Annotated in this window: 38 protein-coding genes; 5 read left to right on the forward strand and 33 right to left on the reverse strand. The window is 38.0% G+C overall.

Annotation, left to right across the window (positions count from 1 at the left end; all coding sequences use genetic code 11):
- Positions 1-144 precede the first annotated feature (144 nt).
- From ACN4EE_RS11225 to rplC, 32 genes are all read right to left on the reverse strand, one after another.
- A complete protein-coding gene (locus ACN4EE_RS11225) occupies positions 145-459 on the reverse strand; it encodes a hypothetical protein (RefSeq protein WP_431706534.1) in 315 nt (104 codons plus the stop codon).
- 130 nt (positions 460-589) lie between these two features.
- Positions 590-763, reverse strand: coding sequence for a hypothetical protein (locus ACN4EE_RS11230; RefSeq protein WP_431706535.1), 174 nt, complete (start codon positions 761-763; stop codon positions 590-592).
- 173 nt (positions 764-936) lie between these two features.
- The gene (gene rpmE / locus ACN4EE_RS11235) at positions 937-1,179 is read right to left on the reverse strand and encodes a 50S ribosomal protein L31 (protein ID WP_431706536.1); all 243 of its coding nucleotides are present in this window, start codon (positions 1,177-1,179) and stop codon (positions 937-939) included.
- Positions 1,180-1,283: 104 nt separating this feature from the next.
- Positions 1,284-1,682, reverse strand: a complete 399-nt coding sequence (gene rpsI / locus ACN4EE_RS11240) for a 30S ribosomal protein S9 (RefSeq protein ID WP_431706537.1) — start codon at positions 1,680-1,682, stop codon at positions 1,284-1,286.
- Positions 1,682-2,137: a 50S ribosomal protein L13 gene (gene rplM / locus ACN4EE_RS11245; RefSeq protein WP_431706538.1), complete on the reverse strand. Its 456-nt coding sequence runs from the start codon at positions 2,135-2,137 to the stop codon at positions 1,682-1,684. Before rplM ends, rpsI begins: the two co-directional genes overlap by 1 nt.
- 10 nt (positions 2,138-2,147) lie before the next feature.
- On the reverse strand, positions 2,148-2,987 hold the full coding sequence (gene truA / locus ACN4EE_RS11250; protein ID WP_431706539.1) for a tRNA pseudouridine(38-40) synthase TruA: 840 nt from the start codon (positions 2,985-2,987) through the stop codon (positions 2,148-2,150).
- A gap of 8 nt (positions 2,988-2,995) precedes the next feature.
- Positions 2,996-3,346, reverse strand: coding sequence for a 50S ribosomal protein L17 (gene rplQ, locus ACN4EE_RS11255; RefSeq protein WP_431706540.1), 351 nt, complete (start codon positions 3,344-3,346; stop codon positions 2,996-2,998).
- Between the two features lie 263 nt (positions 3,347-3,609).
- A complete protein-coding gene (locus tag ACN4EE_RS11260; protein ID WP_431706541.1) occupies positions 3,610-4,599 on the reverse strand; it encodes a DNA-directed RNA polymerase subunit alpha in 990 nt (329 codons plus the stop codon).
- 95 nt (positions 4,600-4,694) lie between these two features.
- A complete protein-coding gene (gene rpsK, locus ACN4EE_RS11265; RefSeq protein WP_431706542.1) occupies positions 4,695-5,087 on the reverse strand; it encodes a 30S ribosomal protein S11 in 393 nt (130 codons plus the stop codon).
- A 177-nt stretch (positions 5,088-5,264) separates the two neighbouring features.
- Entirely contained in the window at positions 5,265-5,645 is a 381-nt protein-coding gene (gene rpsM / locus ACN4EE_RS11270) for a 30S ribosomal protein S13 (RefSeq protein WP_431706543.1), read from the reverse strand.
- Positions 5,646-5,731: 86 nt separating this feature from the next.
- Positions 5,732-5,845 carry a 50S ribosomal protein L36 gene (gene rpmJ, locus ACN4EE_RS11275; protein WP_071590996.1) on the reverse strand — a complete coding sequence of 38 codons (114 nt, stop codon included), beginning with the start codon at positions 5,843-5,845 and terminating at the stop codon, positions 5,732-5,734.
- A gap of 146 nt (positions 5,846-5,991) precedes the next feature.
- The gene (infA, locus tag ACN4EE_RS11280) at positions 5,992-6,225 is read right to left on the reverse strand and encodes a translation initiation factor IF-1 (RefSeq protein WP_431706544.1); all 234 of its coding nucleotides are present in this window, start codon (positions 6,223-6,225) and stop codon (positions 5,992-5,994) included.
- A gap of 56 nt (positions 6,226-6,281) precedes the next feature.
- Positions 6,282-6,842: an adenylate kinase gene (locus ACN4EE_RS11285; protein ID WP_431706545.1), complete on the reverse strand. Its 561-nt coding sequence runs from the start codon at positions 6,840-6,842 to the stop codon at positions 6,282-6,284.
- Between the two features lie 88 nt (positions 6,843-6,930).
- Complete coding sequence (gene secY, locus ACN4EE_RS11290; RefSeq protein WP_431706546.1) at positions 6,931-8,244, reverse strand: preprotein translocase subunit SecY; 1,314 nt, start codon at positions 8,242-8,244, stop codon at positions 6,931-6,933.
- Positions 8,245-8,485: 241 nt separating this feature from the next.
- Positions 8,486-8,959: a 50S ribosomal protein L15 gene (gene rplO / locus ACN4EE_RS11295; protein WP_431706547.1), complete on the reverse strand. Its 474-nt coding sequence runs from the start codon at positions 8,957-8,959 to the stop codon at positions 8,486-8,488.
- Between the two features lie 28 nt (positions 8,960-8,987).
- A complete protein-coding gene (gene rpsE / locus ACN4EE_RS11300; RefSeq protein WP_431706548.1) occupies positions 8,988-9,533 on the reverse strand; it encodes a 30S ribosomal protein S5 in 546 nt (181 codons plus the stop codon).
- A gap of 12 nt (positions 9,534-9,545) precedes the next feature.
- A complete protein-coding gene (rplR, locus tag ACN4EE_RS11305) occupies positions 9,546-9,914 on the reverse strand; it encodes a 50S ribosomal protein L18 (RefSeq protein WP_431706549.1) in 369 nt (122 codons plus the stop codon).
- 2 nt (positions 9,915-9,916) lie between these two features.
- Positions 9,917-10,456 carry a 50S ribosomal protein L6 gene (gene rplF, locus ACN4EE_RS11310; protein WP_431706550.1) on the reverse strand — a complete coding sequence of 180 codons (540 nt, stop codon included), beginning with the start codon at positions 10,454-10,456 and terminating at the stop codon, positions 9,917-9,919.
- A 130-nt stretch (positions 10,457-10,586) separates the two neighbouring features.
- Positions 10,587-10,988, reverse strand: a complete 402-nt coding sequence (rpsH, locus tag ACN4EE_RS11315; protein ID WP_431706551.1) for a 30S ribosomal protein S8 — start codon at positions 10,986-10,988, stop codon at positions 10,587-10,589.
- A 30-nt stretch (positions 10,989-11,018) separates the two neighbouring features.
- Positions 11,019-11,561: a 50S ribosomal protein L5 gene (gene rplE / locus ACN4EE_RS11320; protein WP_431706552.1), complete on the reverse strand. Its 543-nt coding sequence runs from the start codon at positions 11,559-11,561 to the stop codon at positions 11,019-11,021.
- Between the two features lie 59 nt (positions 11,562-11,620).
- On the reverse strand, positions 11,621-11,977 hold the full coding sequence (rplX, locus tag ACN4EE_RS11325) for a 50S ribosomal protein L24 (RefSeq protein ID WP_431706553.1): 357 nt from the start codon (positions 11,975-11,977) through the stop codon (positions 11,621-11,623).
- 3 nt (positions 11,978-11,980) lie between these two features.
- On the reverse strand, positions 11,981-12,349 hold the full coding sequence (gene rplN, locus ACN4EE_RS11330) for a 50S ribosomal protein L14 (protein ID WP_066119697.1): 369 nt from the start codon (positions 12,347-12,349) through the stop codon (positions 11,981-11,983).
- Between the two features lie 49 nt (positions 12,350-12,398).
- Positions 12,399-12,647, reverse strand: coding sequence for a 30S ribosomal protein S17 (rpsQ, locus tag ACN4EE_RS11335; RefSeq protein ID WP_431706554.1), 249 nt, complete (start codon positions 12,645-12,647; stop codon positions 12,399-12,401).
- A gap of 14 nt (positions 12,648-12,661) precedes the next feature.
- Positions 12,662-12,874: a 50S ribosomal protein L29 gene (gene rpmC / locus ACN4EE_RS11340; RefSeq protein ID WP_431706555.1), complete on the reverse strand. Its 213-nt coding sequence runs from the start codon at positions 12,872-12,874 to the stop codon at positions 12,662-12,664.
- Positions 12,875-12,880: 6 nt separating this feature from the next.
- Positions 12,881-13,297 carry a 50S ribosomal protein L16 gene (rplP, locus tag ACN4EE_RS11345; RefSeq protein ID WP_066344206.1) on the reverse strand — a complete coding sequence of 139 codons (417 nt, stop codon included), beginning with the start codon at positions 13,295-13,297 and terminating at the stop codon, positions 12,881-12,883.
- Between the two features lie 93 nt (positions 13,298-13,390).
- Positions 13,391-14,110 carry a 30S ribosomal protein S3 gene (gene rpsC / locus ACN4EE_RS11350; RefSeq protein WP_431706556.1) on the reverse strand — a complete coding sequence of 240 codons (720 nt, stop codon included), beginning with the start codon at positions 14,108-14,110 and terminating at the stop codon, positions 13,391-13,393.
- A 32-nt stretch (positions 14,111-14,142) separates the two neighbouring features.
- Positions 14,143-14,517 (reverse strand): 50S ribosomal protein L22, encoded by a 375-nt coding sequence (rplV, locus tag ACN4EE_RS11355; protein ID WP_431706557.1) that lies wholly within the window; start codon positions 14,515-14,517, stop codon positions 14,143-14,145.
- Positions 14,518-14,648: 131 nt separating this feature from the next.
- Positions 14,649-14,927 carry a 30S ribosomal protein S19 gene (gene rpsS, locus ACN4EE_RS11360; protein WP_431706559.1) on the reverse strand — a complete coding sequence of 93 codons (279 nt, stop codon included), beginning with the start codon at positions 14,925-14,927 and terminating at the stop codon, positions 14,649-14,651.
- A 41-nt stretch (positions 14,928-14,968) separates the two neighbouring features.
- Positions 14,969-15,811 (reverse strand): 50S ribosomal protein L2, encoded by an 843-nt coding sequence (rplB, locus tag ACN4EE_RS11365; protein ID WP_431706560.1) that lies wholly within the window; start codon positions 15,809-15,811, stop codon positions 14,969-14,971.
- 48 nt (positions 15,812-15,859) lie between these two features.
- Positions 15,860-16,198 carry a 50S ribosomal protein L23 gene (locus ACN4EE_RS11370; protein WP_431706561.1) on the reverse strand — a complete coding sequence of 113 codons (339 nt, stop codon included), beginning with the start codon at positions 16,196-16,198 and terminating at the stop codon, positions 15,860-15,862.
- Complete coding sequence (rplD, locus tag ACN4EE_RS11375) at positions 16,188-16,826, reverse strand: 50S ribosomal protein L4 (protein WP_431706562.1); 639 nt, start codon at positions 16,824-16,826, stop codon at positions 16,188-16,190. The genes ACN4EE_RS11370 and rplD overlap by 11 nt, the downstream gene beginning before the upstream one ends.
- Before the next feature lie 39 nt (positions 16,827-16,865).
- Positions 16,866-17,549 carry a 50S ribosomal protein L3 gene (gene rplC, locus ACN4EE_RS11380; RefSeq protein WP_431706563.1) on the reverse strand — a complete coding sequence of 228 codons (684 nt, stop codon included), beginning with the start codon at positions 17,547-17,549 and terminating at the stop codon, positions 16,866-16,868.
- Between the two features lie 420 nt (positions 17,550-17,969).
- On the opposite strand from rplC, the gene ACN4EE_RS11385 reads away from it, so the two are divergent.
- The 5 genes from ACN4EE_RS11385 to ACN4EE_RS11405 all read left to right on the forward strand — a co-directional run bounded on the left by ACN4EE_RS11385 (position 17,970) and on the right by ACN4EE_RS11405 (position 23,731).
- A complete protein-coding gene (locus ACN4EE_RS11385; RefSeq protein ID WP_431706564.1) occupies positions 17,970-18,212 on the forward strand; it encodes a ribbon-helix-helix domain-containing protein in 243 nt (80 codons plus the stop codon).
- Positions 18,193-18,618, forward strand: coding sequence for a putative toxin-antitoxin system toxin component, PIN family (locus ACN4EE_RS11390; protein ID WP_431706565.1), 426 nt, complete (start codon positions 18,193-18,195; stop codon positions 18,616-18,618). The genes ACN4EE_RS11385 and ACN4EE_RS11390 overlap by 20 nt, the downstream gene beginning before the upstream one ends.
- A 92-nt stretch (positions 18,619-18,710) precedes the next feature.
- Entirely contained in the window at positions 18,711-19,757 is a 1,047-nt protein-coding gene (locus ACN4EE_RS11395) for a mechanosensitive ion channel family protein (RefSeq protein ID WP_431706566.1), read from the forward strand.
- A 1,042-nt stretch (positions 19,758-20,799) separates the two neighbouring features.
- Complete coding sequence (gene rpoD, locus ACN4EE_RS11400; RefSeq protein ID WP_431706567.1) at positions 20,800-21,975, forward strand: RNA polymerase sigma factor RpoD; 1,176 nt, start codon at positions 20,800-20,802, stop codon at positions 21,973-21,975.
- A gap of 151 nt (positions 21,976-22,126) precedes the next feature.
- Entirely contained in the window at positions 22,127-23,731 is a 1,605-nt protein-coding gene (locus tag ACN4EE_RS11405) for a WD40 domain-containing protein (RefSeq protein ID WP_431706568.1), read from the forward strand.
- Positions 23,732-23,812: 81 nt separating this feature from the next.
- On the opposite strand, the gene ACN4EE_RS11410 is transcribed toward ACN4EE_RS11405, so the two are convergent.
- Positions 23,813-26,656, reverse strand: a complete 2,844-nt coding sequence (locus tag ACN4EE_RS11410) for a CBS domain-containing protein (protein ID WP_431706569.1) — start codon at positions 26,654-26,656, stop codon at positions 23,813-23,815.
- Positions 26,657-26,756 lie beyond the last annotated feature (100 nt).

Raw genomic sequence — 26,756 nt, forward strand, 5'->3', positions numbered from 1 at the left:
AACTTAATCTTTAAATTAAATAGTTTTTAAAGTCTTGGTTATCGACTTTTTTAAAATATAGCATATTTTTTTGTAAATGTCAATCTTTGAAAATAAGTAGATATGAGGAAGTATAATAAACTATCTGTTAACAGTTAAAAGCTCTTAAATTTGATTATGACCTTCGGAGGTTAAAATACTCTCAAAACTAGCTAAAGACTCAATGAGAATCGAGCGTTTAAGCAACTGCTTTAACTTATTAATATCATTAATATTATTAAGAGTATTTGCCATACTAGCAGGTATTTCATTAAATCTTGTTTCTAAGACTTCAATGATTGATTCCCTTGCTGTTTTAAGCGTTCCCTTTTCTATACCACTGCGTTCAATACTGGTAATATAAGGCATTTTTTGTTCCTCCTCGTAATGACTTAATTCGATTTCAAATTGTGTTTTTAATTCTTCGGGTAAAATCATCATCCAGTCAATTAACCTGAACTGAATAACTGAATTATTCTTTCTCTAGTATAGCCTCGTTGATATAATAACCTGACTAGAGTTAATTTATTTTCTAATCTTACTTGAAAATTTTTGCGGGTTTCTTTACTTTTTAAGTAAGCCATAATAACAACAGAAGTAGTTCTTTGTCTAAAGTTTCATAACCTCTTTCCCAGTTAATTTCTTGATAAACATGAGTAAAAAAGAAAGCGATAAATTCGGGGAAATAGACATCTAAGGCTTCTTTCCAAGGGCTATCATATTCTGATTGAGTTTGATTTTCCATAAGTTTTATCGGTTAAAAGTTTTTCTACTTTGATTAAGTTCGATCGAACTTTATTCATAACTTCATGAGGATTTTTAACTTTTTGAACACACTTTTTCACTACCGAAAGAAAAACCCCCACTAAAACCATAGTAGGGGCTAATAAAGCTATAAATGAAAAAATCAAATTTATTCTATTTAGTCTCAGCTTCAGAATTTTCTTGTTTTCCACTGAGCATACCGTATTTACGCAAGAATCGATCGACTCTACCCTCAGTATCAATAATTTTCTGAGTACCAGTGTAGAAAGGATGATTACCAGACCAAACCTCTACATTAATTTCAGGTTGAGTTGAGCCAACACGCATAACTTCTTCCCCGTTACAAATAACTTTGGCATCGGGATACCATTGGGGGTGTATTCCTTCTTTTGGCATAATTTTTACTTCCTTTTTAGATTTTCAAATCAACAATAAATCAAATTCCCCAAAACTCATTATTATTCCCCCCTTTCAAAGGGGGGTTAGGGGGGATCATTTCCTTAACGTTTCGAGTACTGAGGAGCTTTACGAGCTTTGTGTAAACCGTATTTCTTACGCTCTTTCGCACGAGGATCACGAGTTAAATAACCCTCTACTTTCAAAGGTTGACGATTATCAGGATCGAGTTGACATAAAGCACGAGCAACCCCTAATTTAACCGCATCAGATTGCCCAGTTAAACCGCCACCATGAGCGTTAACGATGATGTCATACTCATTCTCTAAACCCAAAGTTTCTAAGGGAGCTTTTACCGCTTGAATGTAACCTTGAATTTGTTGAAAATAGTCTGAACCTTCACGGTTATTAACTTTTACAGCTCCTGTACCTGGTACAAGACGCACTCTGGCAACGGAAGACTTACGACGACCTGTGCCAAGATAAACTACTTTGTTGGACATTATTTATCGCCTCCGGGGATAGTGTTAATGGTTAAAACTTCGGGTTTTTGTGCGGTATGGGGATGATTCGATCCTGTATAAACTTTTAACTTAGTAAATAAAGTTCTACCTAAGCTATTTTTAGGTAACATACCTTTAACGGCAGTTTCAATAATTCTTTCAGGAATACGTTTTTGTAATTTATCAAAGGTTTCGGTTTTCATTCCACCGGGGCGCCCTGAGTGACGGCGATAAAGTTTTTGTTCGCCTTTTTTGCCTGTAACAACTACTTTTTCGGCATTAACCACAATGACAAAATCCCCTGTATCTAAGTGAGGGGTAAAGGTAGGTTTATTTTTTCCTCTTAAAACATTAGCAATTTCAGTAGCTAATCTGCCGAGGCGTTGATCTTGAGCATCAACTATAAACCATTTTTTTTCTATATCTTCTAGTTTGGGAACTACTGTTTTATTCATTTTAAATTTTTTAACTAAAAGTAAAAATAGGTTGAGTATTAAACCATATCGGTTCTGGTATCGGAAAATCCGCATAACCTACTCTTAACAAACATAATCCTTTTGCTGGTGCTGAATATTTCACTAAGTCCCGTCTTCGATCGAGCCAAATATTTTGAAACTCTGACAAAGTTCTCGTTCCAGCGCCCACTTCTACTAACATCCCCACCAGTAACCTCACCATGCCGTATAAAAAGCCACTGGCTTGTATTTCAATATGGATCAAGTCTTCTTTTCGAGAACAACTGACTTCTTGCACTTCCAACATAGAATGAGAACGCTTAGAACCAGCTCTACGAAAAGCACTTAAATCATGAACTCCTAGTAAGGGGTTGAGTGCCTGTTGAATCAAAGATTCATCTAAAGGCGGATGGTAGTAGTGCCAACTAAACGGTTGTAAAAATAGATTGGGAATTTTCCCAGTATATATAGTATAACGATAACGTCTCCACAACGCTGAAAAACAGGCGTGCCAATCATCAGCTACTTGAGTGGAAGCTCGGATCACAATATCATCAGGTAAACAGCCGTTAAGGACTTTTGCCCAACGATCGGGCGGAATGGGAGAGTTCACATCAAAATGGGCTACTTGTGCCGCCCCATGAACACCGCTATCGGTTCTACCTGCTCCATGAATGGTTACGGAATGACCTACTACAGTTTCGATCGCATTTTCGATTCTCTCTTGAACACTCATATAACGGGGCTGTCTTTGCCAACCATGATAATTTGTGCCTAGATATTGAATTACTAAAGCAATTCTTTTTGTGTCTGAGTTTCGATCGAGTAGTGTCACTTCGGAATCAAACATGAATAAGACTAAACTAACTGAATGATAGCCATTTCAGCGTTATCACCCCGACGGCTTTTTGTGCGAACCACTCTGGTATAACCACCATTACGATTAGCATAACGCTCTTGAGCTTTAGCAAAAATATCATTAACTAAATTTTTGTCATAGACATAGCCTAAAGCTCTTCTACGGGAAGCCAAAGAACCATCTTTCGCTAAAGTGATAATTTTATCAGCAGTAGTACGAACTGCCTTAGCACGGGCTTTAGTTGTGGTAATTTCACCTTCTCTCAATAACTGAGTAGTTAAAGCACGGAGAAGGGCTTTTCTTTGGTCTGCTGGTAAGCCCAATAAAGGCACTTTACAACGATGACGCATTAATTTCCTCCTTAAATTATTTATTTTGTTTGACAAATCTCTTGAAGAATCAAAAGATTTTAGAAAGATAATCGAGTGAAAATAGAAATTCTAAGACAAGAAATAAATTTAAACATCAGTCAAATCGATTTGAAAGAATAATCTACTCTTGTTTGATTCACCTTTTTGGGGAATTTTGGCGGTTTTCTTCCCCCTCTTCCCCCTCTTCCTTTTCTTCCCCCTCTTATCCTCACCATTTTTTAATGATTCATAGGGATTATCCCCTAGGGAGTTGCAACGGGATCAGCACTTTGAATTAAATCCCCCGCAGGAGAATCTTTCATTTTTCCTTCTGCTAAAGTAATTCCTAAACGCTGTTGTAAGGCATCGATGACTTCTTCCGCCGATTTTTGACCGAAATTCTTAATTTCTAAGAGGTCATCTTGGGAATATTCTAATAAATCAGCTACCGTATTGATTTGGGCTCGTTTCAAACAATTGTAAGCACGAACCGAGAGATTCAATTCTTCGATAGGAATTTGACTTGCTGGATCTTCTGGTTCCTCCAATTCTTCTGGTTGTCCAGAAATAGTGGTAACATCCATTAACGGGGTAAACAAATCCACTAAAATAGAGGAAGCCTCAGAAAGTGCCTCCTCTGGTTTAATACTTCCGTTCGTCCAAATTTCTAAAATCAGTCGATCGGACATTTCCCCTTCATAGCGAATTTCTTCCACTGAGAAGTTAACTTTTGTAACAGGCATAAACACAGAATCGATCTGCAAAAAATCGAGAGAGCTATTTTCATCCTTGCCTTTTTGAATGGCACGATAACCAACACCCTTCTCGACTTTAAATTCCATCTCTAATTTAGCTCCTTTACCTAGCGTACAGATGTACTGACTAGATTCGACAACTTCAATCTCTGATGGTAAATCAAACTTAGCGGCAGTAACAGTACAAGGACCCACAGCTACCAAACGACCGATTTGCGGTGTATCGGTATAGCTTTTAAAAGTGATTCCTTTCATGTTGAGCATGATTTCTAAAACATCTTCTCTTACCCCATCCACAACAGCAAATTCGTGATTCACCCCTGCAATTCTCACGGCAGTAACCGCCGCCCCTTCTAAATTGGACAGCATAACTCGTCTCAAGGAGTTACCTAAAGTTATACCTTGCCCTCTTCCCAAGGGTTCTAGCACAAACTTACCGTATTGTCCTTGATTTTTTTGAGTTTTGTTTACTAAGCAGTCTATTTTAAACACAGCCACAGTGGTTATTTCCTCGATTTATGAAGTCAGGTTTAGATACAAAAGTTTTTGATAATCAATGATTCCTTGGGGAAGTTTATGACTACCATCAAGTTTTAGACTCTGCGTCTTTTGGGTGGGCGACAGCCGTTGTGAGGAATGGGGGTAATGTCTCGAATTAATGTAATTTCTAATCCTGCTCCTTGTAATGCACGAATAGCGGTTTCTCTACCAGCACCCGGTCCGCTCACCATTACATCGACTTGTCTCATTCCATTATCCATTGCGGTTCTCGCCGCACTATCCGCAGCCGTTTGAGCAGCAAAAGGAGTTCCTTTTTTAGCACCTTTAAAACCACTCGATCCTGCGGTTGCCCATGAAATAACGTTACCCATTGTATCTGTGATGGTTACTATGGTATTGTTAAATGTGGATTTAATATGAGCTACACCACTAGGAATGTTTTTCTTTTGCTTTTTTGGTCCTCCCCTTTTTGTGGGTCTTGCCATGCCAGATATACCTCTTTAACTGAATTTGTTTAATTTAAGTTTTAGATTTTAGATTTAGTTAGTTTTTTTAAGCTGTGATTTTTTCACTAGGCATGATTTAAGGTGATCTTAGGTTTTGACAACCCGAACTGAACGGTATTCAGGATGTGTTTACTAAAATACTATCCTTTTATCTATCTATTTCTTAGGAGCTTTTTTCTTCCCTGCGATCGCAACTCTACGACCACGACGGGTTCTGGCATTGGTACGAGTTCTTTGTCCTCTCAAGGGCAATCCCTGACGATGACGGCGCCCTCTGTAAGTGCCAATGTCTCCTAAACGCTTAATATTCATCGCTTCTAAGCGACGTAAATCTCCCTCGATTTGGAAGTTTTCATCGATATAAGTTCTTAATTTTGTGACATCTTCATCACTCAAATCTCTTACTCTGGTGTCTGGGTTAACCCCTGTGGCCGCCAGAATTTTTTGAGATGAGGTTAAACCGATGCCATACAAGTAGGTAAGTCCTATTTCGACTCGTTTGTCACGAGGTAAGTCAATACCAGAAATCCTTGCCATGTTTTCGTTTCCTTTGTTAGTCTCGTTATTTTTACCAAAAATTAGCCCAATCTCACGATTAATGAGTTAGACTTGTGTTTAAGATTTTATCCCTGACGTTGTTTATGTTTGGGGTTGGAACAGATCACCATCACCCGTCCTTTACGGCGGATAACACGACATTTGTCGCAAATTTTTTTGACTGATGCTCTTACTTTCATAGTAGTAGTTTACACTGCAAGCTTTTAATTATAACAGGATATTGCGATCACTGTCAAATAGTGAATAATCGACCATTGACCATGAACAGTTAACTATTAATGGTTAACTATTAACTATGGGCAATTAATTAGTTTTTTGAGATTTTTTAGGCTTTTTTGTTGCCTTTTAGTCGATAGGTTATTCTTCCTTTACTTAAGTCGTAAGGAGTTAACTCGACTTTGACTCGATCGCCGGGTAAAATTTTGATGTAATTACGTCTAATTTTCCCAGCGATGTGAGCCAATACGTTAAAACCGTTATCTAAATCCACCCGAAACATTGCGTTGGGGAGGGATTCAGTTACAGTTCCTTCCATTTCAATCAGATCTTTTTTCGACATAGTATTTATTTATATATTTTGTAATCCTTTTTGATTTTATCAAATCGATCGATATTTCAACTTGAGGATTTTACTATGGTTGCTAATTCCTGACTGATTTGGGAAAGTTCTCGATCGCCATTAACATTTTTCAGTAATTGATGTTGTTCATAATAGTCAATTAAGGGAGCAGTTTGTTGACGATAAACTTCTAAACGGTGGGTAATAACCTCCTCGTTATCGTCTTTTCTGCCTCTAGCTAATAGACGTTCTAATAATACATCATCGGGGACATCAAAGTTAATGACACCATTACAAATCTGATGTAATTCCTGAAGAAGATTGGTTAAAAAATCCGCTTGAGGAACGTTGCGAGGAAATCCATCTAAAATCCATCCTTTTTGAGCATCTTCTTGACTCAATCTTTCTCTAACTAAGTCTAAAATCAGTTCATTGGGAACTAAATCGCCTTTATCCACATAACCTTTGGCTTTTATGCCTAAAGGAGTTTGTTCGGAGATCGAATTTCGGAGAATTTCCCCTGTGGAAATATGGGGAATGCCCATTTCTTCCGATAGAATTTGCGCTTGAGTGCCTTTTCCAGCACCCGGTGCGCCCAAAAAAATTAGTTTTGTCATGTTTTATTTAATGAGCCGTGAATGGTGAATAGTGAATAGTGAATATTTATTAATTCTTCTTGTCCACTTGTCCACCCGTCCACCTGTCTTATTGTTTAACCATACCCTCATAGCGTTGAGAGATAACATAGGTTTGAACTTGTTTTGCAGTATCGATGGCAACCCCAACTAAGATTAATAAGGATGTTGCACCAAAACCTTGAAAAGTTGTTACCCCTGTGGCACTCTCTACGAAAGTGGGAACGGTAGCGACAATAGTGAGGAAGATAGCACCTAAAAGAGTTAAGCGATTTAAAACCCCTTCTAAATAGGCGATCGTTGCCTTACCCGGACGAATACCGGGGATAGTTGTACCCATTTTCTTCAAGTTTTGAGCTATATCTTCAGGATTAGAAATCAAAGAAGCATAGAAATAACTGAAGAAGATAATCAAGAGAGAATAGGTAATTACATACCAGATTGAACCGGGGCGTAAAGCTAAAGCCACTTGATTAAGCAAGGCATTAAAAGGAGTTTGTTCAGCAAAACCTGCTACGGAGGAGGGTAAAACCAACACCGCCGAGGCGAAAATGATAGGCATTACACCACCTTGATTAAGCCTCAAAGGGAGGTAACTAGTTCTTTCTCTGTATAGCCTTCTACCTACTTGACGACGGGCAGAAATAATGGGGATTCTGCGAGTACCTTCTTGTACAAAGACGATACCGACAATCATCACTAAGAACACCAGTACTAAAATGGCGACTTGAGCAATGGCTTGTCGTCCTCCTGTTTGAGCGTAGTCGATCGTATTAGCTAAGGTTTGGGGTAAAACTGCCACAATGTTAACAAAAATTAACAAAGATGCTCCGTTACCTAAACCTCTTTCGGTGATTAACTCCGATACCCACATGACAAACATTGATCCTGCGGTAATTGCCAATACAGTTTCCACCACAAATAGAGGGCTATTATCGAGAGCATAGGGGCGTAGAAGCCCCACTGTAATCCCAGTACCTTGAATTATTGCCCAACCAAGAGCAACATAACGAGTGATTTGAGCGATTTTGCGCCGTCCAATTTCCCCTTCGTTTTTTTGTAAATCTTCCAGTGCAGGAACTGCGGATGCTAATAACTGCATGATAATAGAAGCATTAATATAGGGTAAAATTCCTAACGCAAAAATACCAACGGTGGCTAACCCCCCCCCTGTAAAGATGTTTAAAAATCCTAAAAAGGGAAGATTTTGAACTGCTGCCTCAAAGGCAACTCGATCGATCCCCGGCACGGGAATATAAATGCCCAAGCGAACTAGGATTAATAATCCTAAAGTAATCAGCAAACGACTGCGAAGCCCTGCGGCTTGTGCCATTTGCATAAAAGTTTCTTGGGCGGTTGGAGTTTTTTCTTTACTGACAACCATGATCTAATTTATGTATATAAATGAATAATGAGGAATGAGGAATGAGAAATTAAGAATTAAGAATTTTTTGCTCAATACTTAACGTCTAATCATGTCATAGCGAGGCACAAAGTAGTCTCAATTAAGACTTAATTATGTCATTGCGAGGTACGAAGCAATCTCAATTAACATTTAGTCGTACAAATATTGACATTCTGCATTCTGCATTCTCAATTCTACATTCTTAACATCTTGACACTAATTAACCATTATTGTCTTGATCATTGCGAGATTCAGTAGAAGTAATTGTGCCACCAGCCCCTTCAATTTTAGCTTGAGCGGATTTACTCCATGCTGAGGCTTTAACGTTGAGAGCAACCCCTAATTCTCCGTTACCTAAGATTTTTAAAGGTCCATCATTGGCAGTAACAATGCCAATCTCCATTAAGGATTCCATTGTAACTTCGGTATTAGGTGCTAAATTAGCCAACTTTTCAACGTTGATGACGGTGTATTCTTTACGGTTGATAACAGTAAAGTGTTTGAGTTTGGGTACACGTCTGTAGAGGGGCATTTGTCCCCCTTCAAACCCCGGTTTTGTACCTGTACCCGATCGAGATTTTTGTCCTCTCATCCCAAAACCGCCACTAGCACCTTGTCCAGCAGAAATACCTCTACCGATACGGCGACGACGTTTTTTAGATGTGGGCTTAGGAGATAATTGATGAAGTCTCATAATGATTATGGGATAACTTTAAGATCGCTTATGAATAAATTTGTTCTATAGGAATTTCTCTTTCTTTAGCCACTTGAGAGAAACTACGAATTTGCTGTAAAGCATTAACCGCAGCTCTGGCGTTGTTTAAAGGATTATTAGAGCCTTGTTGTTTCGCTAAAATATTTTTAATTCCTGCTAATTCTAAGACAGTACGCACTGCACCCCCTGCAATTACCCCAGTACCGGGGGCGGCAGGACGCATAAATACTTTTGCACCACCTGCTACACCGTTACTAACGTGGGTAATGGAATCAGCTTTGTTGAGATTAACGGTAATAAGATGTTTTTTGCCATCAGATACGGCTTTGCGCACGGCGTTAATAACATCTCCTGCTTTACCAACTCCCACACCAACTTGTCCTTTTTCGTTACCGACAACGACAATGGCACGGAAACTGAGTTTTTTACCACCTTTAACAACTTTGCTAACTCGGCGAATTTGGACAACTCTTTCTTGCCAAGCGTTATCTTTTTTCTCTTTGCGTTGTTTCTTTTTACCGCCTTTGCGTTGTTGTTCTTGTTCTTTTGCCATGATATATTCCTCTTAGAAGTTAAGACCAGATTCACGAGCGGCATCGGCTAAAGCCTTAACTCGTCCGTGATAGAGATTGCCACCACGATCGAATACAACTTGTTCAATGCCTTTGGCTAATGCTCTTTGAGCAACTAATTTACCCACTTCCACTGATGCGTCACAGTTAGAAGTAGAAGCGTCAGCGAATTTTTCTTTTAGTTCTTTATCAATAGTCGATGCAGATACTAAAGTATTTTGGGCAACGTCATCAATAATTTGAGCATAGATATGGAGATTAGAACGGTAAACCGCCAAGCGGGGACGTTCAGCAGTTCCAGTTACTTTTTTGCGAATACGCAAATGACGACGTTGTACCAGATCTTTACGATTAATGGTCATAATTATTTCTTACCTGATTTACCTACTTTACGTCTTACATATTCCCCAGCATAACGGATACCTTTTCCTTTATAGACTTCAGGAGGACGCACTGCGCGGATTTTAGCGGCAACATTTCCTACTAATTCTTTGTCTATGCCAGTGACTACTACTTCGGTATTAGTATTAACGGCAACGTTGATGCCTTGGGGCATTTCCATTTCTACAGGTTTACTGTAACCCACGTTAAGAGTTAGTTTTGAACCTTGAGCTTGCGCCCGATAACCAACCCCTTGAATTTCTAATTTTTTCTCGAAACCTTGACTAACACCATCAACCATGTTAGCCACTAAAGTACGGCATAAACCGTGTCTTTCTCTCGCTTTACGAGAATCATTATCACGAGTAACAAGAAGTTCTTGTCCTTGTTGAATAATGGTGATTAAAGAAGGCAAGTCTCTCGACAAGTTGCCTTTGGGACCTGTAACATTTACTGTTTGTCCCTCAATTTTGATTTCTACCTTGGCAGGTATTGTAATAGGACGTTTTCCAATACGGGACATGATAATTAATAGTGAATAGTTAATAATGAATAGGTGTTAGGAATGAGGAATGAGGAATGAGGAATGAGGAGCTAATAACTATTTCTCCTTGTCCACTTGTCCATCTGTCCACCTGTCTCCTAGTCTCTATTTACCAGATGTAGCAAAGAACTTCACCGCCGATGTTTTGTTTTCTGGCTTCTCGATCGGTCATAATGCCGTGGGAAGTAGAAACAATAGCGATACCGATACCGCCTAAAACTCTAGGCAGGTCTTTTTTCTTGCTATACACCCTTAAACCGGGGGTACTTACTCTACGGATATTTTGAATAATAGGTTGACGGTTTCTACCTTTATATTTAAGGGAAACCACGATATTTTTAGCGACTCCTTCGCCTGTTTCTTCATAACCCGTAATAAAACCTTCACTTTTTAGTACTTCCGCAATACTGCGTGTCATACGAGTGCTAGGAATGTTGACGGTGGAATGACGTACTGCACAAGCGTTGCGAATACGAGTCAGCATATCTGAAATAGTGTCGTGTGCTGGCATTCTTTCTTCTTTTCCTGATGTTACCTTAATTTATTTATCACGGAAGGGCATACCCATTTCTTTGAGTAATGCACGTCCTTCTTCGTCGGTGTTAGCAGTGGTGATAATAGAAATATCAAAGCCACGAATTTGATCAATGGTGTCATAGCTGATTTCAGGGAAGATTAATTGTTCCTTGACTCCTAAGCTATAGTTACCTCTGCCATCAAAACTTTTAGGGCTAACGCCACGAAAGTCACGGATTCGGGGTAAGGCAAGACTGATCAGACGCTCTAGGAAAGCGTACATTTTGTCCGATCGTAATGTCACCATTGCGCCTACTGGCATTCCTTGACGAATTTTGAATCCTGCGATCGCTTTTTTCGCCCGGGTAACAACGGGTTTTTGTCCGGTAATCACAGCTAGTTCACTCAGAGATGACTCCAGTGCTTTAGCATTCTGTGATGCTTCCCCTAAACCTCTGTTAATCACAATTTTGGATACTTTAGGCACTTGGTGAATGTTGGTGTATCCGAATTGTTCTTTGAGTTTAGGAGTAATAGTTTCTTGATAGTAAGTTTTTAATCTTGACATAGGGAGTGTTTACTAATTGTTTTGAAATATCCCGTTAATTACTGAAATTTAGGGGAAAATTAATCAATAATTTCGCCTGTTTTTTTCAGTTTTCTGACTTTCTTGCCTTCTTCAGTCAAGACATAGCTAATGCGACTAGCTACTTTTTCTTTTTCTGAGTAAAGCATTACTTTGGAGCTATGAATAGGAGCTTCATAGGTAGCAATTTGACCGCTTTCGCCCTCTTGACGAGGTTTAACGTGTTTGGTTCTGATGTTTACCCCTTTGACGATAACTCGACTATCTTTAGGAATGGCTTTGAGGATTTCTCCTACTTTTCCTTTATCTTTTCCTGAGATAATCTGCACGGTGTCGCCTTTTTTGACGTGCATCTTATATCGATCGGGTCCTTGTTTTTTCTTGTTTGCTGATCTCATAGTTTAGAGTACCTCCGGAGCGAGAGAGATAATTTTAGTAAAGTTTTTATCCCGTAATTCACGAGCCACAGGTCCAAAAACACGAGTGCCTCTGGGGTTGTTATCTTTATTGATAATGACGGCGGCGTTATCGTCAAAACGGATACTCATGCCACTGTCACGGCGTAAAGATTGTTTTGTGCGTACGATTACTGCTCTTACGATGTCGGATTTTTTCACAGCCATGTTAGGAATTGCATCCTTGACTACAGCGATAATTACGTCTCCGATACCACCATAAGTACAGTTACCTGTGGACAATACTCGCAAACACATAATTTTACGAGCGCCACTGTTATCGGCTACATTAAGGTAACTTTGTTGTTGAATCATTCTAGTTAATTAATTAGTTAAGGGGGAATAAAGAAAACTGTTATTGTCCCTAGAGAGCTTTAGAAATGAGGATTTCTGCTAATTCCCAACGTTTGGTTTTGCTGAGAGGACGAGTTTCTCTGATTCTGACTCGATCGCCCTCTTGACATTTGTTTTCGGGATCGTGAGCCTTGTATTTTTTAGTTTTAACGACAATTTTGCCGTATTTGGGGTGAGGGGAGCGGTTTTCGATGGCAACAACGGCGGTTTTATCCATTTTGTTACTTACGACTACCCCTACTCTTTCTTTAACTGCCATAGACTGATTACTCCTTATGCTTGAGTAGCGGATCTAGCTCTTTCACCTTGAACGGTGAGTAATTGAGCGACCCAATGTTTAGTGTGTTTAAACTCGTGGGGTTTCTTTAATTGCCCAGTGGTTTGTTGTAGTCTGAGTTGAAATAGCTTTTGTTTTGCAGAAACGATTTCTGCGGCTAATTCTTCGTCGTTTAATTTTCTTGCGTCTGCAACTTTAGGAAGTGCCATAGGGACTTAATATTCCTCCGATCGAGTGATAAATTTGGTTTTGATGGGGAGTTTTTGAGCCGCTAAACGCATGGCTTCTCTGGCGGTAGCTTCAGGAATCCCCGCAATCTCAAACATGATTCTGCCGGGCTTTACTACTGCTACCCAAAACTCAGGATTACCTTTACCAGAACCCATACGGGTTTCAGCAGGACGTTGAGTAACGGGTTTATCGGGAAAAATGCGAATCCAGATTTTACCACCTCTACGAACATAACGAGTGATAGCTCGTCTTGCCGCTTCAATTTGACGAGAGGTAATCCAACAGGGTTCGATGGCTTGAAGGGCGAAATCTCCGAAGTTAATGGAGTTGCCACGATAAGCATTCCCTGTCATTCTTCCCCGATGTTGTTTACGGAATTTCGTTCTTCTTGGACTTAACATAATTTCTAGTTAACAGTTAATAGTTGATAGTCAATAGTTGATAGTCAATAGTTGATAGTTAAGAACTTTTCACTATTCACTTTTCACTATTCACTACTCAGAGCGATCTTCAAATTTTTGACGACGGGGTTTTTTACGTCCCTGTTTAGCTTTGGTATTAGCTCTTAAATCTTCTTCACCGGGGATAATTTCGCCTTTGAAGATCCAAACTTTAATACCTAAAATTCCGTAGATAGTACTAGCGGTTTTATAGGAGTAGTCAATATCAGCTCTTAGGGTATGTAACGGTACACGACCTTCACGAATCCACTCAGTACGGGCGATTTCAGCACCGTTGAGACGACCGCTTACTTGAATTTTGATACCTAATACTTCGGCTTTTTGCGCTCTTTGAATTGCCTGTCTGACAACTCGACGGAAGGAAACCCGTCTTTCTAGTTGAGAGGTGATAAATTCAGCCATGAGAGCCGCACTAGCATCAACGTTGGCTACTTCAATAACGTTAACTCGAAATTGACGTTGATTTTTGAGTAATGCTTGTAAGTCAGTGCGTAATTTTTCGATACCTTGACCACCTTTGCCGACAACAACTCCGGGTCGAGCGGTATGGATAGAGAGGTCAATTTGATCGGCTTTTCGATCGATCTTGATTTCAGCAATACTAGCATTACTGAGATTTTTGTCAATATATTGACGAATTTTGTGATCTTCTTGAAGGAGTTGAGGGTAAGTTTTCGCATCAGCATACCAACAGGAAGAGTGTTCCTTAGTGATACCTAAACGAAAACCGATTGGATGTACTTTTTGTCCCATGTTATACTTTTTATTCCTTTTTCATGGTTAACTTAGACCGTTGGAGCAACTGCCACAGTGATATGACAAGTGCGTTTACGGATTTGATAAGCACGACCTTGCGCTCTGGGGCGGAAACGTTTTAAGGTAGGTCCTCCATCAGCAAAGGCAGTACTAACAACTAAAGTAGAAGGGTCTAAACCCTCGTTATGTTCAGCGTTAGCAACGGCAGAACGAAGAACCTTGATAATAGGTTCACAAGCACGATAGGGCATAAATTCGAGAATAATTAATGCTTCTCTGTAACTACGTCCCCGAATTTGATCTAAAACCCGACGCACTTTTGAGGGTGACATTCTGATATAACGGGCGATCGCTTTTACTTCTTGGGAGGTATCAACCTCTGGTTTTTCTTTTGTTTTAGCCATGATTATTAGGTGATAGTAAATTAGGAATTAGGAATTAGGAATTAGGAATTAGAAATTTGAGAATGAAAATAGTATTTTCTTATCCTGCTGTTTTTCTGTTCTTGTCCTCTCCTGTTCTCCTAATAAATCTCTTAGCGTCTTGCTTTTTTATCACTTTTAGCGTGACCTCGGAAGGTACGAGTAGGAGCAAATTCCCCTAATTTATGACCTACCATTTGCTCAGTGATAAAGATAGGAACGTGTTGACGACCATTATGAACGGCGATAGTATGACCGATCATTTGGGGGATGATAGTGGAAGCGCGTGACCAAGTTTTAACAACTTGTTTCTCACCTTTGGTGTTTAATTTTTCAATTTTGGTGAGAAGGCTATCCGCTATAAATGGTCCTTTTTTCAGTGAACGACTCATGAATTTTCCTTATTAATGCGGTTACAATCTCGAAAGTTGTCTTATTTGCCTTTGTTGGCGTTACGACGACGAACGATGTATTTACTACTGAGTTTTTTCTTCTTACGAGTTTTCTTACCTAAAGCAGGTTGTCCCCAAGGAGAAACAGGTCCAGAACGACCGATAGGCGCACGACCTTCACCACCACCGTGGGGGTGATCTACGGGGTTCATGGCGCTACCACGAACGTGGGGTCTGATACCTAAGTGGCGAGTCTTACCAGCTTTTCCGAGTTTGAGGTTTCTGGCTTCGATATTTCCTACTCGTCCGATGGTGGCATAACATTCTTTACGAACCATGCGTACCTCTTTGGAAGGTAATTTCAGGGTAACGTAGTTGCCGTCTTTTGCCATTAATTGAGCAAAACCACCTGCGGCACGAACGATTTGACCGCCTTTTCCTTGGGTGAGTTCGATGTTATGAACTTCAGTACCGAGGGGAATTTTTTCTAAAGGTAAGGCATTACCAATTTCATAAGGAGCTTCTGCACTAGCAATAATGGTAGCACCCACTTGAATCCCAGCAGGAGCGAGAATATATCTTTTTTCGCCGTCTTCATACTGCACTAGGGCAATACGAGCGTTGCGGTTGGGATCGTATTCGATCGCTAGAACTTGTGCGTTAATATCTCTTTTATCTCTTTTGAAGTCGATAATACGATATAGTTTTTTGTGTCCGCCGCCACGATGACGACTGGTAATTACACCTCTATTGTTACGTCCCTTTTTACGGTGAACATATTTTGTCAGAGACTTTTCTGGTGTGCTTTTTGTGATTTCGGCGAAATCTGAGCTTACCGCTTGTCTTCTTCCAGGTGTATATGGTCTATATGTACGAACACCCATAATTTAATTAATAATTATCAATTTCTGTGAGCAATTTCCCGTCAAGATTTATAGATCAGGGAAAAATGTACTTTGGAGAGAATCTCCTTGTGCTAAGGTTACGATGGCTTTTTTGTATTGGGGTTTATAACCGATACTTTGACCAACACGACGTTTTTTACGGGGTTGATTCATGGTATTGACTTTGACCACTTTGACATCAAATAAGCTCTCGATCGCTGCGCGAATTTCTGGCTTGGTTGCAGGTTTGACTACTTCAAAAACATACTTGTTATCTTCCATCATATAAGTTGCCTTTTCGGTAACGATGGGGCGGATAACGAGGTCTGCTAATTCCGCAGTACTTTTTCTGACTTTAGTTGTTTTTCCGTATCTACTATTCGCCACAATAAACCTCCTGTATTTTGGTAATAGCTTCAGAGGTAGCTACAATTTTATCAGCGTACAAAATGTCATAAATGTTTAAACAATCATGTCTAAGAAGTTTGACATTTGGTAAGTTACGAACAGATAGGTAAAGATTATCGGGAGTAGTATCGGTAACGATTAAGAGAACTTTTTGTTCAGGTTCGATACCCCAACGGGTTAAGGCGTTAACTACTTCTTTGGTTTTCGGTGCGGTTAGTTGATCTAAAAAGTTTTCGACGACGATGAGATCTTCTACACGACTAATAAAAGCGGTTCTTAAAGCCAATCTTCTTTCTTTACGGTTCATTTTGAGGTTGTAATCTTTGGGTTTTGGTCCAAAAATGACACCACCGCCACGCCATAAAGGAGAACGAATAGAACCAGCTCTAGCTCTACCTGTACCTTTCTGCCTCCAAGGTTTACGTCCACCACCTCGCACTTCGGCTCTGGTTTTTGTGGATGCTGTTCCTTGACGCTGATTATGTAGTTGACGAACTAAGGCACGATGGACAATGTGTTCTGCGTTTTCTTCTTTAGCGACTGGCATCTCTAAAGTTGTTTCGCCACTTTGCTCCCCTTGCCAATTTTTTACTACACAATTAACCATAATTTTTTAATATGAAATTTCGTTTATCTGTGAGTTAAATTACTTTTGACCTACGATGAGGGCTGGGGTAATACTAACTAAGTTGCCTGGTTTACCCGGGATTGCTCCTTTGATCAATAATAAGTTTCGATCGGAATCAATCTTGGCGACAACTAATTTGCGGATTTTAACGTTGGTGTTACCATAACGTCCTGCCATTCTTTTACCTGGGTAAACACGACCGGGGGTTGTACCTGCACCTGTAGAACCGGGTAAGCGATGGTTTTTAGAACCGTGAGTCATATTACCTCTTTTGAAGTTATGACGTTTCTGATAACCTGCAAAGCCTCGTCCGATGGTTTTGCCTCCTACATCCACTAAAGCGCCTTCTTCAAATAAGTCTGCTCCGATGATTTGTCCGATTTCAAATGAACTTACATCGTCTAAGCGGTATTCTTTGAGATGACGTAAAGCGGGAAGTCCTTTATTTCTTAAGTGTCCGTCTTCGGGACTGGTTAAGTATTTATTAACTTCTTTGGGTTCTTTAGTGTTTAAGGCACGTTTTCGATCGGGCAGTTCATCATATCCGATTTGAACGGCGGTATAACCGTCTGTTTCTTTGGTTTTGATTTGAGTCACTCGACATGGACCTGCTTGAACAACAGTTACGGGAATAGCGTTTCCAGTAGCTGGATCAAAAATGGTGGTCATGCCTAGTTTTGTACCGAGTACGCCTAAGCTCACGGGATCTGTCCCTCTAAAATTGCTAAACAACACGATTGGGTTCAGGGAAAGAATTTTCTTTCTGACTGAAATTTGTCTGCACAGTAATTCGGGAGTTAGGATTTTAAGTTAGCCTTAGTTACTAACTCCTTGGTTATGTTTTGTTTTTCAGCAGACACTTTTTTAACTACTAATCTCAACTTAAAGATTAGTAACAGCCTTGTAAACCTTAACAGACTTAAGATGTTGATCTATAATTTCTACTATCTCAGTATCTTTAAGGGGCTAATTTTTGTACTTTTAGTCACAAACAATCATTATATACCATAAAAGAACAATAACGCAATAGGCAATTTAAAAGTTATGTATAACTAACATTTTTTCTTGATGGTTAAAATTAAAAGCCTTATAATGTTTATATGTTTATCGTCATAGGAGTTAATGATGGCTCGTTGGTCATTAGTTGTTTCCGAACAAATCGATCGAACGGTTCGATCATATTTAGGTGCCATTGGTGCGAAAAAGGGAGGGTTGTCTAATCTAGTGGAGGAAGCAGTAAAGCGTTATATCTTTGAAGAAACAGTAAATAATGTTAAAGAAAGAAATGCTGAGTATTCTCAAGAAGAAATAATGAGTGTAATTGATGAAGCCATAAGGGAGACTCGTGTACAAAATCGTTCTTGATACAAATATTCTGATCTCGGCTTTAATCAGTAAAAAAGCAAACCCTCATATTCTTTACCAAGCATGGTGGAAGTATAAAATTTATAGTCTAATTACTTCAACTTATCAAATGAGAGAATTTGAGAGGGTTGTTCAATACCCCAAAATTCAACGCTTTTTGAAAAAAGATGAAGTACATACTATGATTAAGGGTTTATTCGATTTTGCCATTATTGTAAAAGACATTCCTCAAGTTAATTATTCTCCTGATCCTGATGATAATATTATCTTAGCTACTGCGATCGAAGGTGAAGCAAATATTCTTGTGACGGGTGATAAGAAAGATTTATTGAGTCTGAAAAAAATTAATAATATCGCAATTCTGACGGCTAGAGATGCTGTAGAAATAATGGGTATTAAGTTCTAATGACTACAGATTTCGATCGAGCAAGATAATTATAAGTCCTAAAGGACTCACTACAAACAAATATTTTTGAGATGTTTATTGGTATTTGATTAATGTTTTCTTTAAATTGGGATTTAATTTTAAAATTTGTAGCGCCAATTTTGTTGGTGTTAGTGTTAGTTTTTATTGGTTCTTTAGTGGAGGCAAGATTAAAAAAACTTAGAGAAAATAGTCCAGAAAATAGTTTTATTGCTAAATATTCATTTATTTTTAAGTGTTTTGATGGGATTATTTTTTTATGGTCAATTGTTGGCTCGATCGCGCTGATTTTACCTAGTCTTAGTTTACCTTCTGCACTATATATTTTAATCAAAAAAATATTAATTGTGGTTGCTTTAACGGGGGGAACGTTTTTAGCTTCTCGTTTGGCGGTAAGTGCAATTCAGTTGTATGGGAAAAAAAATGAAACCAGTCTTTCCATTACTTCTTTATTTGAGTATTTAACGAAGGTTTTAATTTTTAGTATCGGTTTTTTAATTATTATACAGTCGATCGGAATCCAAATTACGGCTTTAATTACGGCTTTTGGGGTGGGTAGTTTATCGATCGGTTTAGCTTTTCAAAATACTTTAAGTAATTTAATTTCGGGCATTAATATTATCGTTTCTCGAAAAATTCGTCCGGGGGATTACATTAAATTTAAGAATGGTGAGGAAGGTTATGTTATTGATGTGGAGTTAAAATATACTTTAATTCGAGATATTTTTGAAAATATCATTGTTATCCCGAATCGGCAAATTATTGATGCCAGTTTTAAAAATTATACGTTGTCTAATTCTGCTTTTTTGTTACCGATAAAAATTGGTATTGCTTATGATAATGATTTGGCTAAGGTGGAATTAATTACTTTGGATATTGCTAAACATATTTTAGAACAAGTAGAAGGAGGGGTAAAGGATTTTGAGCCTTTTTTAAGATACGATAAATTTGATTATTATGCCATTAATCTCATCGTTTATCTAAAAATTAATGAGTATTTCGATCGATTTATCATCATCCATGAGTTTATTAAGGAGATTCATAAAGTTTATCGGGAGGAAAATATTACTATGGCTTTTCCGATTATGATTAACAATGGACAATTGATGATTGATAATTAGGGTCTGCTGAAAAAGTATGAGTGATGAGGAGAGACGCTTGAGACTAGAAGAAATACCTGAAAATCAACATTTTGCAATTTTGTAATCACAAAACAGACAAATTTATTCTCAAGAAAATAAGATCAAAACTGCACACTTTTTCGTTAATGTAGTGTGTCAAAATCCTTCATTTTAATAATCTTCTGATTTATTCAGCCAACCCTAAATAGCTCATGCAAAGAGTTAAAAATTTAAAAACGCTATAGATAGTGTTAAAAATCAATTATATTTGGTTAAGACCACTGAATATAGAGTTATTAATGTAAGTTGGAAGCGAAATTATTGATGATATTCATTAACATTCCATGACAAATTATCTGTAAATTTACAGATATTCCCCACAAAACCTCAAAGGTTTGTTAACCTAGTGTTCAGAGAACATAAAGATTGGGACTAGATGAAACATAAATACTATTGCAGACCAGAGTTATTATTTATAAAAAATATCGCTGGTGGATGCTATTTTCTGTGAAATTCATTACAATATCTGAAGATTTTACTAATAAAATTTCTTACATTTTGATTAAGAAAAGTTTATTCTTGAATCTTTAAGGAGGAAAAAATCAGGTTATGAGGGAAAACAGAAAAGTTTTATTGACTATGAAAACAATTTTCTGCCATCGATTATCTCAAGTTTGCTATGGACGAGGATAATCTAAACCCCTCCCTGTTTGAACTTTTCTTCGATAACTAATTACTATATCAGACTGTGGACGATCGAGAAAGCAGTCTCGGAAAATTAGCGCTTAATGCTTTATCTTATCTAGGTTTCAGGCGGTGTCCTGAAGAATATCTACCACAACAGTACTTTAACTCGATACCGATGGTTTTACTTGATAACGTTAATTTAATTTTTTTTGTTGCCCTTTTAGGGGTGATGGATTTGATAACGTTGGATAGTTAAATTGTGATTTCGATCGAGGATTTTGTGCTATGTGTTTTTTTGTTTATATTTTGATTTGAAAAATTCATCTTCCATCAGTAGGAGTAAGAGGAAAACGGCATGACCCAGACACAAGAAATTTTCGCAACTATCTCACCCGCTAATGATTTTGAGGAAATGTACGACTTTAATTCTGGTAATAATCTGAACGGTTCGATGGCTACATTCGACGCAGAATTTCCAGAAATGATTGCTGAGGCGGATTCCATCGGTGAAAGTGATCTTAATGGCAAAAAAGCTCGTAAATTACCTGCTACTCGTCGTCGCGCCCAAACGAAGAAAAAACCTTTCACGGAGGATTCTATCCGTATTTATCTTCAAGAAATTGGCAGAATCAGGTTACTTCGTGCGGAGGAAGAAATTGAGTTAGCCCGACAAATTGCCGATTTACTAGATTTAGAGTATATCAGGGCTACTTTAATGGAACATCTGGGGCGTATTCCCACGGATCAAGAATGGGCGATCGCTTGTGATATTCCTAATTTGCGTCAGTTTAACCGCCGTTTACACATCGGGCGACGAGCTAAGGATAAGATGGTACAGTCTAACCTTCGTTTAGTGGTTTCGATCGCCAAAAAGTACATGAATCGTGGTTTGTCGTTCCAAGATTTGATTCAAGAAGGCTCTCTGGGTTTAATTCGTGCCGCCGAAAAATTTGATCACGAAAAGGGTTATAAATTCTCCACTTACGCTACATGGTGGATTCGTCAAGCCATTACTCGCGCCATCGCTGATCAATCCCGTACTATTCGCCTTCCCGTGCATCTTTACGAAACTATTTCTCGCATCAAAAAAACAACGAAAATGCTTTCTCAGAAAATGGGGCGTAAACCCACTGAGGAAGAAATCGCCGAAGATATGGAGATGACGATCGAGAAGTTACGTTTTATTGCCAAATCCGCTCAATTACCTATCTCCTTAGAAACCCCCATCGGGAAAGAAGAAGACTCTCGATTGGGGGATTTTATTGAGGCTGACGGGGAAACTCCTGAAGATGAAGTATCAAAAAATTTATTACGAGAGGATTTAGAAAACGTTTTAGATTCTTTAAGCCCTCGTGAGCGAGATGTTTTAAGATTACGTTATGGCTTAGATGATGGACGCATGAAGACATTAGAAGAAATTGGTCAAATCTTCAATGTTACCCGTGAGAGAATCCGTCAAATTGAGGCTAAAGCGTTGCGCAAATTACGTCATCCTAACCGCAATAGTATTCTTAAAGAGTATATCCGTTAATTAATGAGGAATGAGGAATGAGGAATAACCATAAAACAGGCATCTTGCCTGTCTATCTTGCCAATATTTAAAGTGATTCTGAATTTATATTTTTGATTGACATTAGAAGTGTTAGAATAAAGCAGAAATTGTCGAGTTCAAATTACGATCGATGGTCAAATACTATCAAATTTTGGGTTTAAATACCAATGCCACAGAGGAAGAAGTAAAAAAAGCATATCGTAGTTTAGCGAAAAAATGGCATCCCGATCGATATATTAATCAACCAGAAAAATTAGCAGAAGCCGAAGATAAATTTAAAGAAATTTCTGAAGCATATAGTTGCATTATAGGAGAAAGAAATATTGAACAACATCAAGATTCTACAGGTATTAAAGTTAAAAAAACTAATCCTAAAATTCTATTAGATTTAGGGATAATGGCTATGGAAGATGAGGATTTAGAAGAGGCTTTGGCTTATTTCAGTTCCGCTATTAAACTTGATCCAGATTATCGAGAAGCCTATATTTGCCGTGCCACTATTTACGAAAAACAAGGTTTTCAATTAAGAGCAGATAATGATTGGCGTATCGCAAAAGAGTTAAAATTAAAGCAGACTATTCCTAAGAATAATTATACCGTAAATGAACCTATTTATTCACCACCAAATAATCAAAAAAAATCATCGGTAAAAACAGAAGATATTAAGAAAAAAAATAATCCTTCATCATCACCAAAATCACCCCAAAAAGTCGGTTTTAAAGTTGATAGTGTGATTAATAATCCTGTTAATTCTCCCTCATCATCATCAACAAATCCTAGGGAAAATTCTCAATCTGATGTAGATAATTTTACGAATAATCCTGTTAATCCTCCCTTAGAATTATGGCGTAGAACGAAAACTTTTAAAGCTCATGCTAGTTCTGTTAATGCAGTTTCGATCGATCCTAGTGGTAAAATATTTGTAACAGGTAGTGCTGATAAAACCATCAAAATTTGGGCATTAAATAACTGTCAATTAATTGCTAATTTACCCTATCAAAAAGATATTATTCATAGTGTGGTAATTAGTAATGATAATCAATATTTAGCCACAGCAGGAAGTGATAAAACGATCAGAATTTGGAATTTATCTCAACGAGTTTTATATAAAACTATAGGGGGTTGGTTGTCAGGACATCAAGATGAAATTTTTAGTTTAAGTTTTACTCCTGATAGCAAATATTTAATTAGTGGTGGTAAAGATAAAACCGTTAGAATGTGGGATATTCATAGTGGTAAAGAGATTTTTAAATATAGTACCTATAGCGATAAAATTTTGACAGTAAATTGTGATAATCAAGGTAAATTTGTGGTGAGTGCAGGTTGTGAACGTTGGATTAAAATTTTAGACTTAAAAACAGGTAAATTAGCTAAATCTTTACAAACTAATGCCATGGTGACAACGGCGGTTTTTTCTCCTGATAATACAATATTAGTAACGGGAGGATTCGATCGACAAATCAAACTTTGGGATTGGCAAAAAAGGAAGACAATTGCCACTTTAAAAGGTCATACTGAGACTATATCAGCATTAACATTTAGCCCTCATAATGATCATTTAATTAGTGCAGGTTGGGATGGTTATGTTAAAATTTGGAATTGGAAAAATCATCAATGTTTATGTACTTTAAAACCCCATAATCAAGACATTCATTGTGTGGCTATTAATCAGCTAGGAAATATTATTGTTACAGGCTCAAAATACGGTACAGTAAGCATTATTTCCTCAGTTTGACATATTAACTACTCTAAAAAAGTCATAATTTTGTCTCTTGCCTACCTTCACCCAGAATTTTATAGTTCACGGAGGTAAAATTCAGGTATTGTTAGGATAATTCTCTTGTAGAAAGTCTTTAGCGTCTTGAAAATTTGTAATTTTACCGTCTAAATATAAGCCTTGTATTTTAGTCAATATTTCTTTAAATTGCTTACTAGGTTTATAACCCATTTTTTTTAAATCCTCGCCATTTAAAATCGGCTTAATTTGACTCCATTTCATTAGATATTTCCAGATTATTTTTCTAACAGATTGCTCATTTTTTACCGTAATCAGTAAGAGAGTTAACGGCGAATAGTTTGATAATAATTCAACTTTTTGACTAATATCTATTGTCTTAGATAATTTATTGTTAATTTCTTCGTTATTGATGCCTAAGTGTTTTAATCTTTGAATACTATCTTTAGGAAGTTGTAGATTTTGGGCGACTTTTACTCCTTCTTCAAAGGATGCTAAAATAATTTCTAGTCGCAGTAACCATGAAGATACTTTGGGATTTTTTTCCCCTAAATTATAATATTTTAAGGCTCGATCGAGATAGCGAATTTGCCACCATAATTGAGGAGTTAATTGACAGTTATGATGAAGACATTTTAACGCCCCAATTTCAGCTAATAATTTTAAGGCTGGTTTCCAATATTTAGCTTGAAGAATATAATTTAACTCGGCTTTTAAGCGAGTAGTTAAGGCTGGAATTGAGGTTTTTTCAACACTAACTTTTTCATACACTCCGCAGGAGATAGCATAATTAATATACTCCCTTGTCTGCGCTTCGATCGAAAAATTTAACCTGACAGCAAATCTCACGGCACGAAAAATTCTGGTAGGATCTTCTATAAAACTATTAGGATGTAAAACCCTGATAAGATTCGATCGTAAATCCTGTAAACCGCCAAAAAAATCCAATAACTCTCCCCCATGAGGATTAGTCAAACGGATAGCTAAAGCATTAATGGTAAAGTCTCGGCGGTATAAATCTTGACGAATGGAGGAGGATTCCACTTCAGGATTTGCCGCAGGATAAGGATAAAACTCTGTGCGCGCGGTAGCAATATCCACCCATAAAGAATCTAAAGTCTCGTCTTTATGCCACAATAGCGCTGCCGTCTGAAATTCTCCATGAATACTTAATCGAGCTTCAGGATAAAAACTTTGTAAGGCTTGGGCTAATTTTACCCCAGCTTCGGTAATAGCATGACGATGAAAACCATCTACCACTAAATCAATATCTTGCAAACAAAGGGTTTCCGATTCTGGTGTTAACAATAAATCCCTTACTCCTCCTCCCACTAGATAAAGATGCCATCCTTGACTTTGGGCATAGTTACTGGCTTTTTGTAATAATTCCCAGATGGGAGGGTGTAAATGTTTCGCCAAGGAAGGAGAAAGACAAGACAACAAAGGGGAATCTTCCTCTGGGGTAACGTTATCAAAGTTTTGCCTTGTTTGATGCAGATACCTTAAAACATCAGTACGAGTCACAATGCCTAATAACTCATTGTCTGCAATCACAGGCAGTCTGCCAATATCGTTATTTACCATCAACCCCTCAATTTCTGCTAAAGAAGTATCAGGATGAATAACTTGCACATTTTTCGTCATATATCCCTTAACAGGGGCATGGGAAAAACCATGATGTAAAGCTAAATCAATGTCACGGCGAGAAATTACTCCCCGCAATTCCCCTTCTTGATTGACTACAAATAAGCCTGAATGTCCATAACGTAGTAAAATTCTTTGGGCTTCTTCGATCGAAGTGTAAGGGCGAATTGTCCGTACAGGGGATGACATTAAATCTGTGGCGGTAAGAGGAGGAGGGATTAAATTTTGGATGCGATGTCGTAAATTATCTATCACCTCGTGAGGATTTTCACAACGAAAACAAAAGGAAGCGGCACTACTATGACCTCCTCCGCCAAAATCTGTAAAAATAAAACCTAAATTGACGGATTCTAACTTACTGCGCCCAATAACCGTTAATTTTCCTTTTTTATTTTCAGCATTTGCCCCTAAATCCCCAAGTTTGGGGACTTTTTTTTCTTCCCCTATGTCTATTTCTCTATTGCTATTTTCTGAGAAGTCACCCCCAGAATTGGGGGAAGGGGGGCAAAGTTTACGTTTATTATAAAAATGCCCAAATAATAAGACATCAATCTCAACTAAATCTCTAATTTTTTCCGTTAAGTTAGACAATCCAGCGATAAAGTGAGGGGTTTCCAGTAAAATCCATGCCACGCAACTACCGTTAATCATCTCGGTTTGCAACTCTTTTAATACTTTGGGCAATAATTCTTGTAACTGGGGTGATAAACTCGGCTCGACATATTCTGCTAAAGTACGCATATTAACCCCTTGATTCATTAACCATGCCAAAGCTGAGGCATCTTGGGGGGTGGTTTGCTCAAATGTAAGTGAGCCAGTGTCAACGTGTATCCCTAATGCCATTACGGTAGCTTCCATTTTATTCAGAGTGATTCCGTTTTGTTGCAAAAATTCACAAATTAAACTGGCACAACTGGCCACTTTTTTTATATGCTTTATGGTAGTCGCCTTAATAGTGCTATTTTTTTCAGGATGATTTTCTTCATGGTGATCGTAGATAGTAACAGACTCCAAATGCTTTAACTGTAACCATTCTACCGCTTTTCCTAGTCGATCGAACTGGTGAGTATCCACAACAAATAAACGTCTAATTTTTTGCGGATTGACGCTACGAAATTCAATTAAATCAAATTCATCTCGATGTAAAGCTAGAAATTTTCTCACGGAAGGATGAGCGCCTCCCGTTAAGACAATTTTTGCTCCTTGATATAATTTTGTTAAACCGACTGCCGCCCCTAAAGCATCAAAATCGGCGGTTTGATGACATAAAATTAAATCCATGATTTCCGTTAGAAAATACTGTTATGATTGGCACTTTGTCTGATCATAGGATATTGTTGTTTAATCTTATGGTTGCCAAAATAATTTTTATTTGTTATCT

Source organism: Geminocystis sp. CENA526, from assembly GCF_050753365.1.
Taxonomy (GTDB): Bacteria; Cyanobacteriota; Cyanobacteriia; order Cyanobacteriales; family Cyanobacteriaceae; genus Geminocystis.

What these genes read in the sequence shown, in the direction of transcription:
- rpsQ (WP_431706554.1), bottom strand. Translation starts at nt 12,647, where the DNA reads ATGGCAGTTAAAGAAAGAGTAGGGGTAGTCGTAAGTAACAAAATGGAT.
- ACN4EE_RS11385 (WP_431706564.1), top strand. Translation starts at nt 17,970, where the DNA reads ATGATGGCTCGTTGGTCATTAGTTGTTTCCGAACAAATCGATCGAACG.
- infA (WP_431706544.1), bottom strand. Translation starts at nt 6,225, where the DNA reads ATGTCGAAAAAAGATCTGATTGAAATGGAAGGAACTGTAACTGAATCC.
- rplB (WP_431706560.1), bottom strand. Translation starts at nt 15,811, where the DNA reads ATGGGTGTTCGTACATATAGACCATATACACCTGGAAGAAGACAAGCG.
- rpsE (WP_431706548.1), bottom strand. Translation starts at nt 9,533, where the DNA reads ATGGCAAAAGAACAAGAACAACAACGCAAAGGCGGTAAAAAGAAACAA.
- rplD (WP_431706562.1), bottom strand. Translation starts at nt 16,826, where the DNA reads ATGGTTAATTGTGTAGTAAAAAATTGGCAAGGGGAGCAAAGTGGCGAA.
- rpmC (WP_431706555.1), bottom strand. Translation starts at nt 12,874, where the DNA reads ATGGCACTTCCTAAAGTTGCAGACGCAAGAAAATTAAACGACGAAGAA.
- rpsC (WP_431706556.1), bottom strand. Translation starts at nt 14,110, where the DNA reads ATGGGACAAAAAGTACATCCAATCGGTTTTCGTTTAGGTATCACTAAG.
- rplX (WP_431706553.1), bottom strand. Translation starts at nt 11,977, where the DNA reads ATGAGATCAGCAAACAAGAAAAAACAAGGACCCGATCGATATAAGATG.
- rpoD (WP_431706567.1), top strand. Translation starts at nt 20,800, where the DNA reads ATGACCCAGACACAAGAAATTTTCGCAACTATCTCACCCGCTAATGAT.
- rpsK (WP_431706542.1), bottom strand. Translation starts at nt 5,087, where the DNA reads ATGGCAAGACCCACAAAAAGGGGAGGACCAAAAAAGCAAAAGAAAAAC.
- rplN (WP_066119697.1), bottom strand. Translation starts at nt 12,349, where the DNA reads ATGATTCAACAACAAAGTTACCTTAATGTAGCCGATAACAGTGGCGCT.
- secY (WP_431706546.1), bottom strand. Translation starts at nt 8,244, where the DNA reads ATGGTTGTCAGTAAAGAAAAAACTCCAACCGCCCAAGAAACTTTTATG.
- rpsH (WP_431706551.1), bottom strand. Translation starts at nt 10,988, where the DNA reads ATGCCAGCACACGACACTATTTCAGATATGCTGACTCGTATTCGCAAC.
- rplV (WP_431706557.1), bottom strand. Translation starts at nt 14,517, where the DNA reads ATGGCTAAAACAAAAGAAAAACCAGAGGTTGATACCTCCCAAGAAGTA.
- ACN4EE_RS11395 (WP_431706566.1), top strand. Translation starts at nt 18,711, where the DNA reads ATGTTTTCTTTAAATTGGGATTTAATTTTAAAATTTGTAGCGCCAATT.
- rpmE (WP_431706536.1), bottom strand. Translation starts at nt 1,179, where the DNA reads ATGCCAAAAGAAGGAATACACCCCCAATGGTATCCCGATGCCAAAGTT.
- rplP (WP_066344206.1), bottom strand. Translation starts at nt 13,297, where the DNA reads ATGTTAAGTCCAAGAAGAACGAAATTCCGTAAACAACATCGGGGAAGA.
- rplF (WP_431706550.1), bottom strand. Translation starts at nt 10,456, where the DNA reads ATGTCCCGTATTGGAAAACGTCCTATTACAATACCTGCCAAGGTAGAA.
- ACN4EE_RS11285 (WP_431706545.1), bottom strand. Translation starts at nt 6,842, where the DNA reads ATGACAAAACTAATTTTTTTGGGCGCACCGGGTGCTGGAAAAGGCACT.
- ACN4EE_RS11230 (WP_431706535.1), bottom strand. Translation starts at nt 763, where the DNA reads ATGGAAAATCAAACTCAATCAGAATATGATAGCCCTTGGAAAGAAGCC.
- ACN4EE_RS11405 (WP_431706568.1), top strand. Translation starts at nt 22,127, where the DNA reads ATGGTCAAATACTATCAAATTTTGGGTTTAAATACCAATGCCACAGAG.
- rpsS (WP_431706559.1), bottom strand. Translation starts at nt 14,927, where the DNA reads ATGAGTCGTTCACTGAAAAAAGGACCATTTATAGCGGATAGCCTTCTC.
- rplE (WP_431706552.1), bottom strand. Translation starts at nt 11,561, where the DNA reads ATGTCAAGATTAAAAACTTACTATCAAGAAACTATTACTCCTAAACTC.
- rpsI (WP_431706537.1), bottom strand. Translation starts at nt 1,682, where the DNA reads ATGTCCAACAAAGTAGTTTATCTTGGCACAGGTCGTCGTAAGTCTTCC.
- rpsM (WP_431706543.1), bottom strand. Translation starts at nt 5,645, where the DNA reads ATGGCAAGGATTTCTGGTATTGACTTACCTCGTGACAAACGAGTCGAA.
- rplR (WP_431706549.1), bottom strand. Translation starts at nt 9,914, where the DNA reads ATGACCATTAATCGTAAAGATCTGGTACAACGTCGTCATTTGCGTATT.
- rplM (WP_431706538.1), bottom strand. Translation starts at nt 2,137, where the DNA reads ATGAATAAAACAGTAGTTCCCAAACTAGAAGATATAGAAAAAAAATGG.
- ACN4EE_RS11225 (WP_431706534.1), bottom strand. Translation starts at nt 459, where the DNA reads ATGATGATTTTACCCGAAGAATTAAAAACACAATTTGAAATCGAATTA.
- rplO (WP_431706547.1), bottom strand. Translation starts at nt 8,959, where the DNA reads ATGAGACTTCATCAATTATCTCCTAAGCCCACATCTAAAAAACGTCGT.
- rplQ (WP_431706540.1), bottom strand. Translation starts at nt 3,346, where the DNA reads ATGCGTCATCGTTGTAAAGTGCCTTTATTGGGCTTACCAGCAGACCAA.
- truA (WP_431706539.1), bottom strand. Translation starts at nt 2,987, where the DNA reads ATGTTTGATTCCGAAGTGACACTACTCGATCGAAACTCAGACACAAAA.
- ACN4EE_RS11410 (WP_431706569.1), bottom strand. Translation starts at nt 26,656, where the DNA reads ATGGATTTAATTTTATGTCATCAAACCGCCGATTTTGATGCTTTAGGG.
- rpmJ (WP_071590996.1), bottom strand. Translation starts at nt 5,845, where the DNA reads ATGAAAGTAAGAGCATCAGTCAAAAAAATTTGCGACAAATGTCGTGTT.